18 protein-coding genes are annotated in these 16256 nt (G+C 73.2%); 8 read left to right on the top strand and 10 right to left on the bottom strand.

Annotated elements, in window-relative coordinates; all coding sequences use genetic code 11:
• The 3 genes from ACFV4N_RS12910 to ACFV4N_RS12900 all read right to left on the bottom strand — a co-directional run.
• Window positions 1-268 (bottom strand): sigma factor (locus tag ACFV4N_RS12910; RefSeq protein WP_499672688.1); only part of this gene is annotated, 268 nt, incomplete at its 3' end.
• A gap of 248 nt (window positions 269-516) precedes the next feature.
• On the bottom strand, window positions 517-1101 hold the full coding sequence (locus tag ACFV4N_RS12905) for a sigma-70 family RNA polymerase sigma factor (RefSeq protein WP_499672685.1): 585 nt from the start codon (window positions 1099-1101) through the stop codon (window positions 517-519).
• An 81-nt stretch (window positions 1102-1182) separates the two neighbouring features.
• On the bottom strand, window positions 1183-1905 hold the full coding sequence (locus ACFV4N_RS12900; protein WP_499672684.1) for a class I SAM-dependent methyltransferase: 723 nt from the start codon (window positions 1903-1905) through the stop codon (window positions 1183-1185).
• A gap of 34 nt (window positions 1906-1939) precedes the next feature.
• Between ACFV4N_RS12900 and ACFV4N_RS12895 the strand changes: the two genes are divergently transcribed.
• From ACFV4N_RS12895 to ACFV4N_RS12885, 3 genes are read left to right on the top strand one after another with little or no spacing between them, the layout of a single operon-like run.
• On the top strand, window positions 1940-2776 hold the full coding sequence (locus ACFV4N_RS12895) for a ParA family protein (protein WP_499672683.1): 837 nt from the start codon (window positions 1940-1942) through the stop codon (window positions 2774-2776).
• A 21-nt stretch (window positions 2777-2797) separates the two neighbouring features.
• Window positions 2798-3595, top strand: coding sequence for a DNA-formamidopyrimidine glycosylase family protein (locus ACFV4N_RS12890; protein ID WP_499672682.1), 798 nt, complete (start codon window positions 2798-2800; stop codon window positions 3593-3595).
• Window positions 3596-3605: 10 nt separating this feature from the next.
• Window positions 3606-4631, top strand: coding sequence for a quinone-dependent dihydroorotate dehydrogenase (locus ACFV4N_RS12885; RefSeq protein ID WP_499672681.1), 1026 nt, complete (start codon window positions 3606-3608; stop codon window positions 4629-4631).
• A 144-nt stretch (window positions 4632-4775) separates the two neighbouring features.
• On the opposite strand, the gene ACFV4N_RS12880 is transcribed toward ACFV4N_RS12885, so the two are convergent.
• The 7 genes from ACFV4N_RS12880 to rimO form a co-directional block, all read right to left on the bottom strand.
• Window positions 4776-6020 carry a uracil-xanthine permease family protein gene (locus ACFV4N_RS12880; RefSeq protein ID WP_499672680.1) on the bottom strand — a complete coding sequence of 415 codons (1245 nt, stop codon included), beginning with the start codon at window positions 6018-6020 and terminating at the stop codon, window positions 4776-4778.
• 932 nt (window positions 6021-6952) lie between these two features.
• Window positions 6953-7759, bottom strand: coding sequence for a phage shock envelope stress response protein PspM (gene pspM, locus ACFV4N_RS12875; protein WP_499672679.1), 807 nt, complete (start codon window positions 7757-7759; stop codon window positions 6953-6955).
• Window positions 7760-7775: 16 nt separating this feature from the next.
• The gene (locus ACFV4N_RS12870; RefSeq protein ID WP_499672678.1) at window positions 7776-8645 is read right to left on the bottom strand and encodes a PspA/IM30 family protein; all 870 of its coding nucleotides are present in this window, start codon (window positions 8643-8645) and stop codon (window positions 7776-7778) included.
• A 299-nt stretch (window positions 8646-8944) separates the two neighbouring features.
• A complete protein-coding gene (locus tag ACFV4N_RS12865; protein ID WP_499672677.1) occupies window positions 8945-9367 on the bottom strand; it encodes a helix-turn-helix domain-containing protein in 423 nt (140 codons plus the stop codon).
• 156 nt (window positions 9368-9523) lie between these two features.
• Complete coding sequence (locus tag ACFV4N_RS12860) at window positions 9524-9997, bottom strand: CinA family protein (protein ID WP_499672676.1); 474 nt, start codon at window positions 9995-9997, stop codon at window positions 9524-9526.
• Between the two features lie 71 nt (window positions 9998-10068).
• A complete protein-coding gene (gene pgsA, locus ACFV4N_RS12855) occupies window positions 10069-10653 on the bottom strand; it encodes a CDP-diacylglycerol--glycerol-3-phosphate 3-phosphatidyltransferase (protein ID WP_499672675.1) in 585 nt (194 codons plus the stop codon).
• Window positions 10650-12026, bottom strand: coding sequence for a 30S ribosomal protein S12 methylthiotransferase RimO (rimO, locus tag ACFV4N_RS12850; protein WP_499672687.1), 1377 nt, complete (start codon window positions 12024-12026; stop codon window positions 10650-10652). Before rimO ends, pgsA begins: the two co-directional genes overlap by 4 nt.
• A gap of 331 nt (window positions 12027-12357) precedes the next feature.
• Between rimO and ACFV4N_RS12845 the strand changes: the two genes are divergently transcribed.
• The 5 genes from ACFV4N_RS12845 (at window position 12358) to ACFV4N_RS12825 (ending at window position 16200) form a co-directional block, all read left to right on the top strand.
• Window positions 12358-12858 carry an amino-acid N-acetyltransferase gene (locus ACFV4N_RS12845; protein WP_499672674.1) on the top strand — a complete coding sequence of 167 codons (501 nt, stop codon included), beginning with the start codon at window positions 12358-12360 and terminating at the stop codon, window positions 12856-12858.
• Window positions 12859-12919: 61 nt separating this feature from the next.
• Window positions 12920-13768, top strand: coding sequence for a MerR family transcriptional regulator (locus ACFV4N_RS12840; RefSeq protein ID WP_499672673.1), 849 nt, complete (start codon window positions 12920-12922; stop codon window positions 13766-13768).
• Window positions 13765-14529 (top strand): hypothetical protein, encoded by a 765-nt coding sequence (locus tag ACFV4N_RS12835; RefSeq protein ID WP_499672672.1) that lies wholly within the window; start codon window positions 13765-13767, stop codon window positions 14527-14529. Before ACFV4N_RS12840 ends, ACFV4N_RS12835 begins: the two co-directional genes overlap by 4 nt.
• Window positions 14522-15037, top strand: coding sequence for a hypothetical protein (locus ACFV4N_RS12830; protein ID WP_499672671.1), 516 nt, complete (start codon window positions 14522-14524; stop codon window positions 15035-15037). Before ACFV4N_RS12835 ends, ACFV4N_RS12830 begins: the two co-directional genes overlap by 8 nt.
• Window positions 15034-16200 carry a YcaO-like family protein gene (locus tag ACFV4N_RS12825; RefSeq protein WP_499672670.1) on the top strand — a complete coding sequence of 389 codons (1167 nt, stop codon included), beginning with the start codon at window positions 15034-15036 and terminating at the stop codon, window positions 16198-16200. The genes ACFV4N_RS12830 and ACFV4N_RS12825 overlap by 4 nt, the downstream gene beginning before the upstream one ends.
• Window positions 16201-16256 lie beyond the last annotated feature (56 nt).

Here is a 16256-nt window from a genome sequence, read left to right as displayed (position 1 = left end):
ACGCCAGGAACGGCCGCCCCTGGTCCTTGTAGGTCGGCAGCGCCTTGAGCACCGCCAGGCACACCTCCTGCGCCACGTCGTCCGCCGACGACCGCGACCGCTCCCCGCGCCCCACGCGGACCCGGCAGTACCGCACGATCGGCGGCCGGATCAGCGCGAGCAGCGCCTCCACCGCCCGCCGGTCACCCCGCACGGCCGGCTCGACGAGCGAGTCCGGTCCCTCCGCGCGCGCCACGGCGACCGGGACGTCCTCGCAGTCCACGGTCATCACCGCCTCCCCGGCTCGGGCGCGCGGCACCCCGCCGCCTCCCGGCTCGACCACGAAATCGACCACCACTGCCATCGCGAGTTCCTCCGCCTCCGCGCGCTGGACCACCCCTTTGGCCACATGCGAACGCGACGCGGCTCCCTCACGTGGATGACGCAGGTATTCGGAAGTTGCTCCGAACGGACGCGTTTAGGATGCGAACAGAGCAGTGGGTTACCACCATTGGATGCGCAGCGTAACCAGACACGCTAGGTGACCGCCATCCACGGCGACCGCTCGACCTCCTTGCGGAGGCGCGTCAGCGCCCGGTGCTGCGCCACCCGGACCGCGCCGGGCGTCGCGCCCACCACGGCGGCGGTCTGCTCCGCCGACAGGCCGACCACCACCCGCAGCAGCAGGATCTCCTGCTGCTTGTCGGGCAGCACGCGCAGCAGCTCGCCGAGCTTGCGCGACAGCTCCTCCCGCAGCGCCCACCGCTCGGGGTCGGCCGAGTCGTCCGGCGCGTCGGGCACCTCGGGCACGGGTTCGGCCCGGTTGCGCAGCGCCGCGCGGTGCGCGTCGGCGACCTTGTGCGCGGCGATGCCGTAGACGAACGCCAGGAACGGCCGGCCGTGGTCGCGGTACGTCGGCAGCGAGGTCAGCACGGCCAGGCACACCTCCTGCGCGACGTCGTCGGCGGAGGTGAACGAGCGCTCCTGGCGGCCCACGCGGGCCCGGCAGTAGCGCACGACCAGCGGTCGGACGATCTCCAGCAGGCGCGCGGCGGCGACCCGGTCGCCCGCGACGGCCTCGCGCACCCGGGCCTCCAGCTCGCCGGGCGGCGGAGCGGTCATCACCGGGCTCCGGGTAAAAGCGGGTCTCCCACGTCAGCGTTCCTCTGCGGTAGGCGGCGGATGCCTACCGTTCTACCGCACTCAGCCGGGCTTGCGGCCCAGGAGGTGCAACCGCGCCGCGACGTCGCGCAGCGGCGGCCTGGTCGCCGCGGCCAGCTCCAGCTCGGCCAGCGCGTCGGCCGCGCCCGGGTTGGCGTCCAGCACCGAGCCCGGCACCAGGTCGGACACCACGCCGTGGCCCTGCACCAGCTCCACCTCCAGGCCCGCGGCCGACACCAGCGCCTCCAGCCCCACCGCGTCGAACCGGCGCAGCAGCGGGTCGCGGGTGCCGGGGAGCTGCCCGGCCTCGTCGTCCAGCAGCTGCCGGGCCTCGACCAGCCGGCCCGCGATGGCCCGGTGCAGCACGGCCGCGAACCTGTTCGCCACCAGCACCGACACCGCGCCGCCCGGAACCGCGGCGGCGGCCAGCGCGCCCAGCGCGGCGGCGGCGTCGTCCACGACCTCCAGCAGCCCGTGCCCCAGCACCAGGTCGGCCGAGGCGTCCTGGTCCAGCACGTCCGTGTCGCCCTGCACGGCGGTGACCCGGTCCAGCACGCCCGCCTCGACGGCCCGGCGGTGCAGCGTCGCCAGCGCGTCGGGGCTCGGGTCGACCACGGTCACCGAGCACCCGGCCACGGCCAGCGGCACGGCCCACACCCCGCTGCCGCCGCCCACGTCGAGCACCCTCGGCGGCTCACCGCCACGGCGGTCCCGCGCGGCGGCCAGCTCGGTGTCGAGCACCCTGTGTACGGCGTCCGGTCGCATGGCACCAGAGCGTAAGGGTCGTAGGCTGCACGTTGTGCATACGGTGGCGGTGCTCAGCCTCAAGGGTGGCGTAGGCAAGACGACGGTCGCGTTGGGTCTCGCGTCGGCCGCGCTGCGGCGCGGGGTCCGGACGCTGGTCATCGACCTGGACCCGCAGTGCAACGCCACCTCCACCCTGGAACCCGACGAGACCCGGGCCAGCGTTTACGACGTGCTCAAGGAGCCGACCGCGGAGGTGCTGCGGACGGCCATCTCGCCCAGCGGGTGGGGCGACGGCGTGGACGTGATGGTGGGCTCCGAAGAAGCCGAGTCGCTGAACCACCCCGACCCGAACGAGGCCCGCCTGGGCCGGCTGCGCGAGGCGTTGCGCCTGCTCAAGGAGGCCGAGGAGCCCTACCAGCTCGTGCTGCTGGACTGCCCGCCGTCGCTGGGCCAGCTCACCAGGTCGGCGCTGGTCGCGGCCGACCGGGCGCTGCTGGTGACGGAACCCACGATGTTCGCGGTGGCGGGCGTGCAGCGGGCGTTCGAGGCGGTGCAGGCCGAGCGCGAGCACAACCCGCAGCTCCAGCCGCTGGGCGTGGTGGTCAACCGGGTCCGGCCGCGGTCGCACGAGCACCAGTTCCGCATCGACGAGCTGCGCGACATCTTCGGCCCCCTCGTGATGCCGGTCGCGATGCCCGACCGGCTGGCCGTGCAGCAGGCGCAGGGCGCGTGCATGCCGATCCACGAGTGGGGTACTCCCGGCGCGCGCGAGGTGGCGCTGGCGTTCAACCTGCTGCTGGCCCGGATCCTGCGGATGAGCCGCAGCCGCCGTCGTCCCTCGCACGAGGACTTCGACGACGACGAGATCCAGGAGGCCGTGGACGCGTGACCAGGGGAAGCGCGGGCGCCGGTGCCCGAGGGTGACACGGTCTTCCTGGCCGGGCGTCGCCTGGACGAGGCGCTGGCCGGGCGGACGCTGCTGCGCGGTGAGCTGCGCCACCCCCGGTGGGCCACCGCGGACCTGGGCGGCCGGGACGTGCTGGGCGTGCGGTCGGTCGGCAAGCACCTGTTCACCCGGTTCTCCGGCGACCTGAGCCTGCACAGCCACTTCCGGATGGACGGCGCCTGGCACCTCTACCGTCCCGGCGACCGCTGGCGGCGGCCCGGCCACCAGGTGCGGGCGGTGCTGGAGGTGCCCGACCGGGTCGCCGTGGGGTTCTCGCTGCACGACCTGGAGCTGCTGCCCACCGACCAGGAGCCCCGCCTCGTCGGCCACCTGGGACCGGACCTGCTGGGCGAGGGCTGGGACGCGGGGCAGGAGGCGGAAGCCGCGCGCAGGCTCGCCGCCGAGCCGGACCGCGAGCTGGGCCAGGCGCTGCTCGACCAGCGCGTGCTGGCCGGCGTGGGCAACCTCTACAAGGCCGAGGTGTGCTTCCTGCTGGGCGTGTCACCGTGGAGCCCGGTGTCCGCCGTGGACGCGGCGGAAGCGGTGCGGCTGTCCCGCAGGCTGCTGCTGGCCAACGCGTGGCGGCCCGAGCAGAGCACGACCGGCGACCTGCGCCGGGGCAGGCAGCACTGGGTGTTCGAGCGGACCGGCAGGCCGTGCTTCCGGTGCGGCACGCGGGTGCGCGGGGGGAGGCAGGGCGAGGGCGTGCTGGAGCGCCCCGCGTACTGGTGCCCGCGCTGCCAGCCGGGACCGATCGCTTAGGGTTGCCGCCGTGGTCTACAAGAGCGTGGTGCGCAAGGCGTTGTTCCAGATGCACGGCGGGGACGCGGAGCGGGTCCACGAGACCACCCTCGGCTTGCTGGAGAAGCTGAGCCCGGCCGCGCGGCTCGTCCCGCGGCGGCCCGCGCTGGAGCGCACCGTGTTCGGCGTGCGGTTCCCCAACCCGGTGGGCCTCGCGGCGGGCCTGGACAAGAACGGCCGGGCGCTGCCCGCGTGGGGCGCGCTGGGGTTCGGGTTCGTCGAGGTGGGCACGGTGACGAGGCACCCGCAGCCGGGCAACCCGAAGCCGCGGCTGTTCCGGCTGCGCGCCAGCGAGGCGATCATCAACCGGATGGGCTTCAACAACGACGGCGCCCAGGCCCTGGCCGACCGGCTGGCGCGGCTGGGTCCGCTGTCCGTGCCGCTGGGCATCAGCCTCGGCAAGTCCAAGGTCACGCCGGTCGAGGAGGCCGTCGGCGACTACCAGGCCTCGCTGCGCGCCCTCTACCGGTTCGGCGACTACTTCGCGGTGAACATCAGCTCGCCGAACACGCCGGGGCTGCGCGGCCTCCAGGACCGGGGCGCGCTGACCGAGCTGCTGTCCGGGCTGAACGGCACCGCGCGCGAGCTGGCCGGCGGCGCCACGCCCAAGCCGATCCTGGTCAAGATCGCCCCGGACCTGACCGACGAGGCGATCGGCGAGCTGCTGGAGGTGTGCGCGGACCACGGCGTGAGCGGGTTGATCGCGACCAACACCACGTTGTCGCGCGACGGGCTCGCGCCGGCCGACCAGGCGCTGGCGGGCGAGGCCGGCGGGTTGAGCGGGAAGCCGCTGGGGGCGCGGGCGCGCGAGGTGGTGCGGTTCGTCAGCAGGCGGACCGACGGGAAGTTGCCGATCATCGGGGTGGGCGGCATCGCGAGCGCCGACGACGCCAAGCGCATGTTGGACGCGGGGGCGAGCCTGGTGCAGGTCTACACCGGGTTCATCTACGAGGGGCCCGGTCTGGTGCGGAGGATCAACCGGTCGCTGGTCCGCTGAGGCGGCTGGTTCGCCGAGGCCGACTGGTCCGCCGAGGCGGCTGGTCCGCCGAGTCGGCCGGCCGGCTGGTTCGGTGAGGCGGCCGGCGGGTTCGCCGAGGTGGCGGCCGACCGCGCGGCCGAGGTGGTGGCCGGGCTTGGTCCGCTAGGCCTCGCGGGCGGCCCGCAGCCAGCGCAGCAGCGGGTGCAGGATCACCACCACCAGCGGACCCCAGACCAGGCCGTTCAGCTCCATGTCGCCCACTTCGAGGGTGAGGTCGCCGACGCCCGCGACCAGGGCCGCACCGCCGACCAGCGCGTTGCCGGGGTTGGTCAGGTCCACCCGGTTCTCCATCCACACCCGCACGCCGACCAGGCTGATCAGGCCGAACAGGACCAGCGTCGCGCCGCCGACCACGCCGGGCGGGACGGTGTCGAGCGCCGCCGCGACCTTGGGCGAGAACGACAGCAGCACGGCGGCCACGCCGGTCACCGCGAACGCGGCCGTGGAGTAGACCTTGGTCACGCCCATCACGCCGATGTTCTCGGAGTAGGTGGTGGTGCCGGAGCCGCCGCCGAAGCCCGCGAACGTGGTGGACAGGCCGTTGGCGATGATCGAGTCGCCCGCGCTGCCGTCGAGGTTGCGGCCGGTCAGCGCGGCGACCGCCTTGACGTGGCCGACGGTCTCCGCGACCAGCACGAGCACCACCGGCAGCACCAGGAGCGTGACGGACGGGCGCAGCTCGGGCTCGTGGAACTCGGGCAGGCCGAACCAGGCCGCCCGCGCGACCCCGGAGGTGTCGACGAGGCCCGAGAACAGGCCGAGCAGCCACCCGGTGAGCACGCCCCCGAGCACGGCGAAGCGGAAGAACGAACCGCGGCCCAGCACCCCGCAGAGCAGGATGATGCCCGCGGTCACGACGGCGAGCAGCGGCTGGACGGCGAACGACTCGGTGGCCCGGCCGGACAGGTCCAACCCGATGATCACCACCACGGCCCCGGTCACGACCGGCGGCATCACCGATTCCAGGAGCCGCACGCCCAGGGCCTTCACGGCGATCCCGATGATGATCACCAGCAGGCCGGCCGCGAGGACGCCGCCGAGCTGCGCGGCGATGCCCTCGTCGCGCGCGGCGGACAGCGGGGCGATGAACGAGAAGGACGGTCCGAGGTAGCTGGGCACCCGGTTGCGGGTGATCACCAGGAACAGCAGGGTGCCGACGCCGGAGAACAGCAGGGTGGTGCTGACCGGGAGGCCGGTGGTGGCGGGGACGTAGATGGTGGCGCCGGCCATGGCGACGAGGTGCTGGGCTCCGAAGCCGATGGTGAGGGGCCAGCTCAGCCGCTCCTGGGGGGCGATGGCGTCACCGTCTGTGGTGCGGCCATCGCCGTGCACGGTCCACAACGCCACGCAATGACCTCCCCGGGCGACCAGGCCGAACCACGCTGTTCGACAAGGGATCCTGCCACGCCATGTAGTGGCTCAGCCTATGTAACGGTCTGATAATCACACGATCGCAGCAGCGTACGCCACCGGCCCGTGCACGTCAGCGGGACTCTGCTACGCAACGTGAGGTAGCCGACGTTCGTGCAGATGGACGTGCAGGTGTGGAGGCATGACTTCGGTTGACCGCAGTGCGGCAGCCCAATCGGACACACCGACCAAGCGACCCGAATCGCACCGAGGAGCCCCTGCCCGACACCGGGACTCACTACTCGGCGCCACCCCAAGCCCCGCCGACCGCCCCACTAACCTCAACGCCCCACAGCACTTGAACTTAGTACTTGAACTAAGTACAGACCTGAGCACCCACACTCAGCACCCAAATCGATCGAGCGAGGCCCAGGCCGGCACTCCAAACCCAGGCTTACACCCCGACGTGCCGCCCCGCCCCACCCGACCCAGCCCACCCGACCCAGCCCACCCGACCCCGCCCGGTCTGACCCGGCCCAGCCCGGTCTGACCCGGCCCCGCTCGGTCTGACCCGGCCCCGCTCGGTCTGACCCGGCCCCGCTCGGTCTAATCCGGTCCCGCTTGGCCTGACTCGGCTTGCCTGACCTCGCTCGGCTTGACCCTGGCCCGGCATGAGCTGACCCGCCCTCCGGCCTGATCCGGCCCGACATGGGCTGACCCGCCCTCCGGCCTGATCCGGCCCGGCATGGGTTGGGATTGGGGTTGGGGCTGGGGCTGGGGCTGGGCTTGGCTTGGAACTCGTGCTTGCGCTTGGAACTCGTGCTTGGGCTTTAACGGAGGCTGAGGCTGGGCTTGAACTTTGTGCAGGTGGCGTGGTTCGGCGCGGGGTTGAACGGGGTTGAACTTGGTGGCTCGAGGTGGACTTGAACTTAGTTCTCGGGGTTGGTGGCCCTCGTCCAGCTCGACAGCTCACGCAGGCCCGCCGCCAGGCCGGCCAGGTGGTCCGTTGCGTCGCCCAGTACCTGGCGCGGGTTGGCGGCGGTGCTCTCGGCCAGCACTCGGCCGGCCGCGGCGACCAAGCCGCAGTAGCCCTCCACGCCCTCGTCCAACTGCTCGCGCAACCTCCGCACACCCTCCACCAGCGGCCCGCGGTCCAGCGGCGGAGCGGTGTCACGCGCCCGTTCCACGGCCTGCAGCTGGTGCGACACCGCGCGGATCGCGGCAGAAGCCTCGGCACCGGTCGCCCGCGCCTGCTCGACCGAGTCGGACGGCACGGACGTCAACGCCGCCGAGTCGAGCTGGTGCAGCAGCTCGCGCAGCGTGTCCTCCGCCTCCTCCAACCGCTCCATCGGCTGCCGGGCGGCGGACGCCCGCGCGGGCAGCGGGGAACGCACCGGCGCGACCGCGAGCTGCTGCCGCGCCCGGTCGATCTCCCGCCTGCGCAGGCCGGTCCGCACGGCCAGCACCGACGTGCCCGCGAAACCGAGGGCCACGCCGATCCCGATCTCCGGGGCCACCGCGCCGACCAGTGCCAGCGTGCCGAGCGCCGCGAGCAGCGCCAGCACGATCAGCCAGAACGTCAGCACGCGGCCCGACCGGCGGTACCGCCGGTCGAGCTTCGCCCGCGGGTCGTTCCACGCGGCGACCCTCCGCCGCACCTGGTCCGCGACTTGCCCCTGCAACTGGCCGCCGACGAACTGGACGATCTCTCCGGCCGCCTTCCGCCGGGGATCCATCGCGGACACCATCCTCTCAGCCCTGGTTGGTCTGGGGGTTCTGCGGGATCTGCTGGGTCTGCTGCACCGGCTGCGCCTGCGACTGCTGCACCCGCTGCTGGATCTCCTGCTGGATGCTCGCGCTCGCCGGCCGGCTGCCGCCGGTCACCTCGCCCGCGACCTTGCCACCCGACAGCGACGCGCGGATCTGGTCCAGCCTCGCCGAGCCCGCCATCTGCGTGGTCGACTGCTGGACCTCCAGCATCCGGCCCTGGACCGAGTTCTGCGCCAGCTCCGCGGACCCGAGCGCGGTGGTGTACCGCTTCTCGATCTTGTCGCGGACCTCCTCCAGCGACGGCGTGTTGCCGGGCGCGGCCAGCTCGGTCATCTGGCGCAGCGAGTGCGAGACCTGCTCCTGCATCTTCGCCTGCTCCAGCTGGCTGAGCAGCTTGGTGCGCTCGGCGAGCTTGCCCTGCAGCACCATCGCGTTGCGCTCGACGGCCTGCTTGGCCTGCGAGGCGGCCTGGAGCGCCTGGTCGTGCAGCGTCTTCAGGTCCTCGATGCTCTGCTCCGCCGTGACGAGCTGGGTCGCGAACGACTGGGCGGCGTTCTCGAACTCGGTCGCCCGCTGCTCGTCGCCCTTGGCGCGGGCCTCGTCGGCGAGCACCAGCGCCTGACGCGCGGACGCCTGGAGCTTCTCCACCTCACCGAGCTGCCGGTTGAGCTTCATCTCCAGCTGCCGCTGGTTGCCGATCACCGCGGCGGCCTGCTGCGACAGGGCCTGGTGCTGCCGCTGCGCCTCCTCGATGGCCTGCTGGATCTGCACCTTCGGGTCGGCGTGCTCGTCGATCTTCGACGAAAAAGCCGCCATGAAGTACTTCCACGCCTTCGCGAAAGGGTTGGCCATCTCCTACGCCTGCCTTCTCCGCACGTCCTTGGCTCGCGCTCGTGATTGGCAACGACCCGGTGCTGTTGTTGGTTCCATCGTTCCAGTTGTGCCGCGCTGGTTCCACCGACCTGGGGAGATCTCCGGGTTCCCCCTGAGTCCTCCCCGAACTTTCGTCGGACGGGTTGATGCTTCCCCGGCACGCCCGTCCTGACGCGCGGGCGCGGCGGGTGGTTGCCAACCCGTGACACGATCACCCGTGACATGACCGAGAGCCGAGCCGGGTGCACCCGGCTCGGCTCGTCGCAGGTCTGGTTGGGTTACGCCGCCACCACCGCGCCGCGCGGCTCGCTGAGCGAGGTGGACAGCCGGTGCGTGAGCACGGGCTGGAGTCGCAGGTCGGACAGGTCGTTGCCGATCATCGCGGGCACGATGGTGCCGCCCTCCAGGCCGGACGGGGCGGGCGCGGCCCGCTCGGTCAGCTCGGCGGGGCTGGTCACGGACTTCTGGACGGCGCCGATGTCCGAGGCGACCAGGTGCAGCAGTTCCGACAGCGGCAGGTCCAGCGCCTCGCAGATCGCGGCCAGCAGCTCGCTGGACGCCTCTTTGCGGCCGCGTTCCACCTCGGAGAGGTAACCCAGGCTCACGCGCGCGGTCCTGGAGACCTCGCGCAGCGTGCGGCGTTGGGTGGTGCGGGCATGGCGGAGCCGATCACCGATCGCCTCGCGCAGCAGCACGGTCATCGCGCGCCTCCTTCCGGCCGGCCGTGCCACCACGTTACCGACCCGTCCCGTCGACGGGCAGTGAGTTCTCGACACGTCCGCCAAGGGCGAACGAGTGAACCGGCCGGTAAGTTCCCGTGTTGTCGGCGTTGTGTGACGGAAAACTCGCTGGTCAGATCACCTGATCGGGATCTTGAGGTGTTCGCGCAACATGGTGAGCGCGGCTTCGGCGGCACTTCCGCGCACTTCCCGACGATCACCACTCAGAGTGAACGTTCTGGTCACCGAACCGAGTGGACCGGCCAAACCGACGTGGACGGTGCCCGGCGCCACGCCGTCCTGCGGAGCAGGTCCGGCCACCCCGGTCAGGCCGAGGCCCCAGGTCGCGCCACAGCGCGTGCGAGCACCCTCCGCGAGCTGTCGTGCCACTTCCGGGTGAACTGCGCCGTGCTCGGCCAGCAGGGCCGCGTCCACGCCGGCGAGCTCGTGCTTCAGGTCCGTGGCGTACACCACGAGCCCGCCGCGCAGCACGGCGCTGGCGCCCGGCACCTCGGTCAGGACGACCGCGACCAGGCCCGCGGTCAGCGACTCGGCGGTGGCGACCGTCTCACCTCGCTCGCGCAGCGCCAGCACCACGTCGGCCGCGTCCACGCCCGACGCAGCCCCGTCCGACGCAGCCCCGTCCGACGCAGCCCCGCCCGCCGCAGCCCCGTCCGCCGCGCTCACGCCCCCGCCACCGCCCGCTTGCCGCGCGCCCGCAGCCGGAAGGCGCGGATCACGTAGTCGACACCGGTGACCACCGTCAGCAGCACGGCCGCACCCATGCTGACCAGCGCCAACGGCTCCAGGTAGGCCGGCAGCGGCAGCAGGTACAGGCCGATCGCCAGGATCTGCACCAACGTCTTGGCCTTGCCACCGCGGCTGGCCGGGATCACGCCGTGGCGGATGACCCAGAAGCGCAGCAGCGTCACGCCCAGCTCGCGCACCACGATGACCACCGTCACCCACCACGGCAGCTCGCCGAGCAGGCTCAGGCCGACCAGGGCGGCGCCGGTCAGCGCCTTGTCCGCGATCGGGTCGGCGATCTTGCCGAAGTCCGTGATCAGGCCGAGCTTGCGGGCCAGGTTGCCGTCCACGTGGTCGGTCACCGACGCGACCGCGAACACCCCGAACGCGGCCAGCCGCCACCAGAACTGACGCCCGTCCTCGGCGAAGAGGAAGTACAGGAACACCGGCACGAGCACCAGCCGGGACATCGTCAGCACGTTGGCGATGTTCAGCACCGGCACGCGCGCGGGTTCGGTCACCTCGGGAGCACCTCGACGGCGGAGACCACCAGGTCGACGCCCTCGGCCGCGTCGACCCGGCAGCGGACCAGGTCGCCGACCTTCAGGCCGTCGGCGTTGGTGATCACGCACTCGCCGTCGACCTCGGGCGCCTGGTGCGCGGCGCGGCCGACGCAGTCGCTCTCGTCGTCCTCCTCGGTCTCCACCAGGACGACGACCTCCTCGCCCACGCGGTCCTCGGCGCGCTGCGCGGTCAGCTCCTCGACCAGGTTCGAGATCCGGGTGACGCGCTCGGCGATCGTGTCGGCGTCCAGCTTGTCCGGCAGGCCCTCGGCCTCGGTGCCGTCCTCGTCGGAGTAGCCGAACACGCCCACCGCGTCCAGGCGGGCCTCGGTGAGGAAGCGCTCCAGCTCGGCCACGTCGGCCTCGGTCTCGCCGGGGAAGCCGACGATGACGTTGCTGCGGATGCCCGCGCGCGGCGCGAGCGACCGGATCTGCTCGACCAGGGCCAGGAAGGACTCGGTCGAGCCGAACCGGCGCATCCGCCGCAGCACCGGCTCGCTGGAGTGCTGGAACGACATGTCGAAGTAGTCGGCCACGCCGTCGGTGGTCGCGATGGCCCGCACCAGGGTCGGCTTGGTCTCGGCGGGCTGGAGGTAGGAGACGCGGACGCGGTCGATGCCGGGCACCGCGGCCAGCCTGGCCAGCAGCCGCTCCAGGCCGCCCAGCTCGCGGGGCAGGTCCTTGGCGTAGGAGGTGGAGTTCTCGGAGACCAGGAACACCTCGCGGACGCCCTGCTCGGCCAGCCACATCGCCTCGGCGACCACCTCGTCGGGGTGGCGGGAGACGAACGCGCCCCGGAAGGAGGGGATCGCGCAGAACGAGCAGCGGCGGTCGCAGCCGGAGGCGATCTTCAGCGGGGCGACGGGCGTGTCCTCCAGGCGGGTGCGCAGCACGCGCGGGCCCCACCCGTGGCCGGGCACCTGGACGTCCGTCGCGGCCTGCGGGCGCTGCACGGGCGTGAGCGGGAGCAGCGTGCGGCGGTCCACGGGCTTGTGCGACTCGACGGTCTTGCCGGCCAGCACGTCGTCCAGGCGTTCGGAGAGGTCGCCGTAGTGGTCGAAGCCGAGGACGGCGTTCGCCTCGGGCAGGCTGTCGGCCAGCTCGGAGCCGTAGCGCTCGGCCATGCACCCGACCGCGACCACCTTGGCGCCGCTGTCGGCGGCGGCGAGGAGGGTGTCCACGGAGTCCTTCTTGGCCGACTCCACGAAGCCGCAGGTGTTGACCACCACCACGTCGGCCTCGTCGTCGACCAGCTCCCAGCCGCCCGCGGTGAGGCGGCCGGCGAGTTCCTCGGAGTCGACTTCGTTTCGGGCGCAGCCGAGGGTCAGCATGGCGACGCGCTTGGACGTGGTGGGGGAAGACACGGTGCTCAGGGTAACCGGCGTCGTCCCGTGGGCCTGCCGGCCCGTTCCGCGGTCAGGTCCGGCGGGGTGCGGCGGGCAGGGGTCCCGGCGATTTCACGGAGGCCTCGGCCAGGAGTTCGCTCTCCGGCACGTGGACGAGGTGACCTGCCGGTTCGGGTCGAGGGGACGGCGGACCGGTCCCCGCGCGCCACCCGGACCGGGCAGGGCGGCCCCCTGTTGGCGCAGGGGCCGCCCACCCGCCCATGACTCGCCTCACCTCGGTGTCGACCCGCCCGCGCGGGGGCCTACTTTTGTCGCCGTGACCGACCCGATCAACGTGCGTCGCGCCCGCACCGGTGACGTGCGCGCGATGAAGGCCCTCATCGACCAGTACGCCGGCAAGGTGCTGCTGTCCAAGCCGCTGGTGACGCTGTTCGAGGACATCCAGGAGTTCTGGGTGGCGGAGGAGGGCGGCACGGTCCTCGGCTGCGGCGCGCTGCACGTCCTGTGGGAGGACCTGGCCGAGATCCGGACGGTCGCCGTCGACCCGGCGCAGAGCGGGCGCGGGATCGGGCACCGCATCGTCCGCAAGCTGATCGAGACCGCCCGCGAGCTCCAGCTCCAGCGGATCTTCGTGCTGACCTTCGAGACGACCTTCTTCGGCCGGCACGGGTTCGTCGAGATCGACGGCACGCCCGTGTCCCCCGAGGTCTACGAGGAGATCATGCGGTCGGCCGACGAGGGGGTGGCGGAGTTCCTCGACCTCTCTTACGTCAAGCCGAACACGCTCGGGAACACCCGGATGCTCATGCACCTCTGACTGTTCTAGTAAAAACTCGAACAGTCTTGACTCGATGAACCCAGAGCGCCAAGCTGGGGTCGTGGAGCAGTTGACGGTCGACGAGCTGGCGGTCCGGGTGGGCCTGCCCGGCAGCACCATCCGCATGTACCAGACCAAGGGCGTGCTGCACCCGCCGCGCCGGCAGGGGCGGGTCGCCTACTACGACGCCTCCCACCTCGAACGGCTCGTGCTGGTGCAGCGCCTCCAGGCGCGCGGCTTCTCGCTGCCCGCCATCGCCGAGCTGGTCAAGGCCCGCGAGAAGGGCGCCAGCGTCGCGGCCGTGCTGGGCGTCGGCGACGCGGAGGGCCCCGACGACTGGGTCCGCATCCGGGTCCGCGACATCCGGCGCCTGGTACCGCTCGGCGACGTCCGCCCGAGCATCATCACCAAGGCCACCCAGCTCGGCCTGATCCGCTGGCGGCGGGGCTGGCCGCACGCCCGCCGGTGGGCGCTGGAGGCGGGCAACCGGCTCGCCGCGCTGCTCGTGCCCAGCGACGACGTGCTCGACAGCTTCACCGACCTGCGCCGGTCGACCGACGCCATCGCGGCCAACTTCGTCGAGGTCTTCGAGCGCCACCTGTGGCCCAAGCTGGCCGAGAACGCCGACCAGGAGGACCAGCTCGACCGGATGCGCGCCCTGCTGGTCGAGCTGACCTACACCGCCGAGACGGCCGTGATCGGGACGCTGCGCGAGTCGATCCGCGACGCCGCCGAGGAGTTCGCCCGCCGCCACCAGCTCGTGCCCGGCGACGACTTCCGGCCCGCCTGGCTCGACGAGCCGGTCCCGATCGCCGAGCGCCTCGTCGAGGTGCCCGAGGACGACGAGACCCCCGACGAGCCCGCGATCCAGCGCTTCCTCGAACGCGGCGACCAGGACGAACCCCGGTGAGCGCGATGGCGCCCGACCCGGCGTGGCGGGCCCTGCGCCAACCGGGCGGCCTGGTCCTGCACGCCGGCGCGGACCTGTCCTACCTCCTGCCCGACGTGCCCGACGCCGAGGCGCGGACCATCGTCGACGTGCTCGCCGGGCGGGCGGACCCGGACCGGCTCGGCCCGGCGATGCGGCTCCAGCTCAGGTCCCTGGGCGCGCTGCGGCCGGCGGACCTGCCGACCAGTCGGCCACCGGCGGTCGGCGTCCGCGTCGTCGGCGCCGAACCCGCCCGCCTGCGCGGGCACTTCCCCGGCCACCCCGAACCGGACCTGGTCCTGGTCGTGCGCACCACCGGCACGCTGGCCGACCTGGCCGACCTGCGCGAGCACCGCCCGCACCTCCTGCTCGACCTCGCCCACCACCACACCGCCGCGCTGGGCCCCCTCGTCGTGCCGGGCGCAAGCGCTTGCCTGGGCTGCCTGACCGTGCGCGCCCGCCGCCGCTGGAGCGACCCGGAACCACCGCCGACCCCCGCCGCGACGACCGCCGACTTCCCGTTCCACTGGGCCCGGCACGCGATCGACCGCCTGGTCGGGGGCTCCCTGGCCCTGCTGGACCGGGTCGTGACGCTGAACCTGGACGAGTTCACCACCACCGCCGAGGACGTCCTGCCCTCGGCGGACTGCGAGACGTGCCCCCGGTTCCACACGGGCCGGGTGGACCTGCCATGGGATGACACCCGGGGGATTTCAGATGACAACCGCCCTCCGCTTGCCTGACGCCTTCACACCCGACACCACCAACACCGCCGCCGCCACGCCCACGTGCTGCTGCTGTTGCTGCTGCGCCGTGTCCTCGGTCGGGGCGGCCGTCTCCCTGCCGACGGGGTTGGCGGGCGACCTGGAGGCCGCCGGGCACCCGGCCGGCAAGGCGGTGTGGGCCAAGGCGCTCTGGGTGCTGCCCGCCGCGCTCTACCTGCCGGGGTTGCTGCTCCTGCCGTTCGTCGAGGAGGTGGGGTTCGCGCTCTGGTACGGCGTGGGCGGCGGCGCGGTCGCGCTCCTCTGGACCTTCCTGGCCGCCAGGTTCACCGGCGCGCGAGCCCCGTGGCGCGGACCGGTGCGGCTGGTGTTCTGGTGCGCCGCGTTCGTCGGGGAGCTGTTCCTGTCGCTGCCGCTGCTCGGGGTGCTGGTGCCCCTGGGCCCGGTGTTCGGCACCACGGTCTACTCGCTGCTGGCGGTCGGCGTGGGCGTCCTGACCTACCGCGTCCACCGCCTGCCCGAGCCGTGACCACCCCGTCCGCCGCGCTCCTGCGCCGGGCGGTCGGCTGGCGGCAGGGCGTGGTCTCCCGCCTGGCGCCGGTGCCGCGCACGCTGTCCGATGTGGACGTGCCGGGTTACGCCGCCGTGCCCGAGCCCTTCGCCACCGGCGGCACCTCCGGCGGCGCCGCCTTCGACGCGGAGCAGGCGGAGCTCGCCGCCGTCGCCGAGGCCCTGGAGCGCCACGCCGCCGCGCGCACCCGCCTGCGGACCACCACCACCCCGCCGCCGAACCACTGGCCCCTGGACGACTTCAGCCTCCACACCCCGGCGCAACGGGCCCACCCCGACTTCCGCCACCGCTACGACGACCCCGAGTACGCCGAGGCGTGGACGCTCCCCGGCAACGAGCCCGTCTGGGTGCCCGCCGGCCTGGTGGCCCTGCGCGAGGACTTCGGCCTGCCCGCCACGTCCTCCGGCCTGGCCGCCGGCCCGTCCCCGACCAACGCCCTGCTGCGCGCGCTCCAGGAACTGGTCGAGCGGGACGCGTTCACCACCACCTGGCTGCACGGCCTCGCCCCGCCGCGCCTCGACCTCCCGGCGGACCTGCGCCGCGCGGGCGACGTCCACGCCTTCGACCTCACCCCCGCCCGCAGCCCGCACCCCGTGGTGGCCGTCGCGGGCACGCTGCCCCTCGCCGGCCGCCCGCGCCCGACCCTCGGCCTGGCCTGCCGCGCGACCCTGGACGAGGCGGTCCGCAAGGCGTGGCTCGAGTGGACCCAGGGCACCGTCTTCATCGCCACCCGGCCGACCCCGGTCCTCCGCCCGGACGAGGTGACCGACTTCGACCGCCACGCCCTCTACTACGCGGCCCACCCGGACGAGTGGCACGACCTGCCCTGGTGGCGCGGCGGCCCCGGCGACCCGCCGCCGGACTCCACCGCCCGCACCACCGCCGACCAACTGCGGGAACTCGTCGACGCCCTGGGCGTCCGCCTCGCCTACCGCGACCTGACCACGCCGGAACTCGCCGCCGTGGGGCTCACCTGCGTGCGCGTCCTCTCCCCCGACCTGACCCCGCTCCACGCCGACCACCGGTGGCCGCACCTCGGCGGCCGCACGCCGGACGCGTCCTGGCGCTACCCGGGCCGCTCGGGCCGCTTCCCCAATCCCGCACCACACCCCCTGGGCTGACCATGACGACGCCTTTCGACGATTTCTGGACCGCCAGTGCCCATTCCAGGCTCCAC

The sequence above is a fragment of the Actinosynnema sp. NPDC059797 genome, assembly GCF_042732085.1.
Taxonomy (GTDB): Bacteria; Actinomycetota; Actinomycetes; order Mycobacteriales; family Pseudonocardiaceae; genus Actinosynnema.
The sequence above is the reverse complement of the archived record's forward strand: the minus strand, read 5'-3'. Positions and strand labels throughout refer to the sequence as shown.

Bases quoted from the DNA above. Each gene is read 5' to 3' on its own strand.
- ACFV4N_RS12905 (WP_499672685.1), bottom strand. From the start codon at position 1,101: ATGACCGCTCCGCCGCCCGGCGAGCTGGAGGCCCGGGTGCGCGAGGCC.
- ACFV4N_RS12900 (WP_499672684.1), bottom strand. From the start codon at position 1,905: ATGCGACCGGACGCCGTACACAGGGTGCTCGACACCGAGCTGGCCGCC.
- pspM (WP_499672679.1), bottom strand. From the start codon at position 7,759: ATGGATCCCCGGCGGAAGGCGGCCGGAGAGATCGTCCAGTTCGTCGGC.
- ACFV4N_RS12870 (WP_499672678.1), bottom strand. From the start codon at position 8,645: ATGGCCAACCCTTTCGCGAAGGCGTGGAAGTACTTCATGGCGGCTTTT.
- ACFV4N_RS12865 (WP_499672677.1), bottom strand. From the start codon at position 9,367: ATGACCGTGCTGCTGCGCGAGGCGATCGGTGATCGGCTCCGCCATGCC.
- rimO (WP_499672687.1), bottom strand. From the start codon at position 12,026: ATGCTGACCCTCGGCTGCGCCCGAAACGAAGTCGACTCCGAGGAACTC.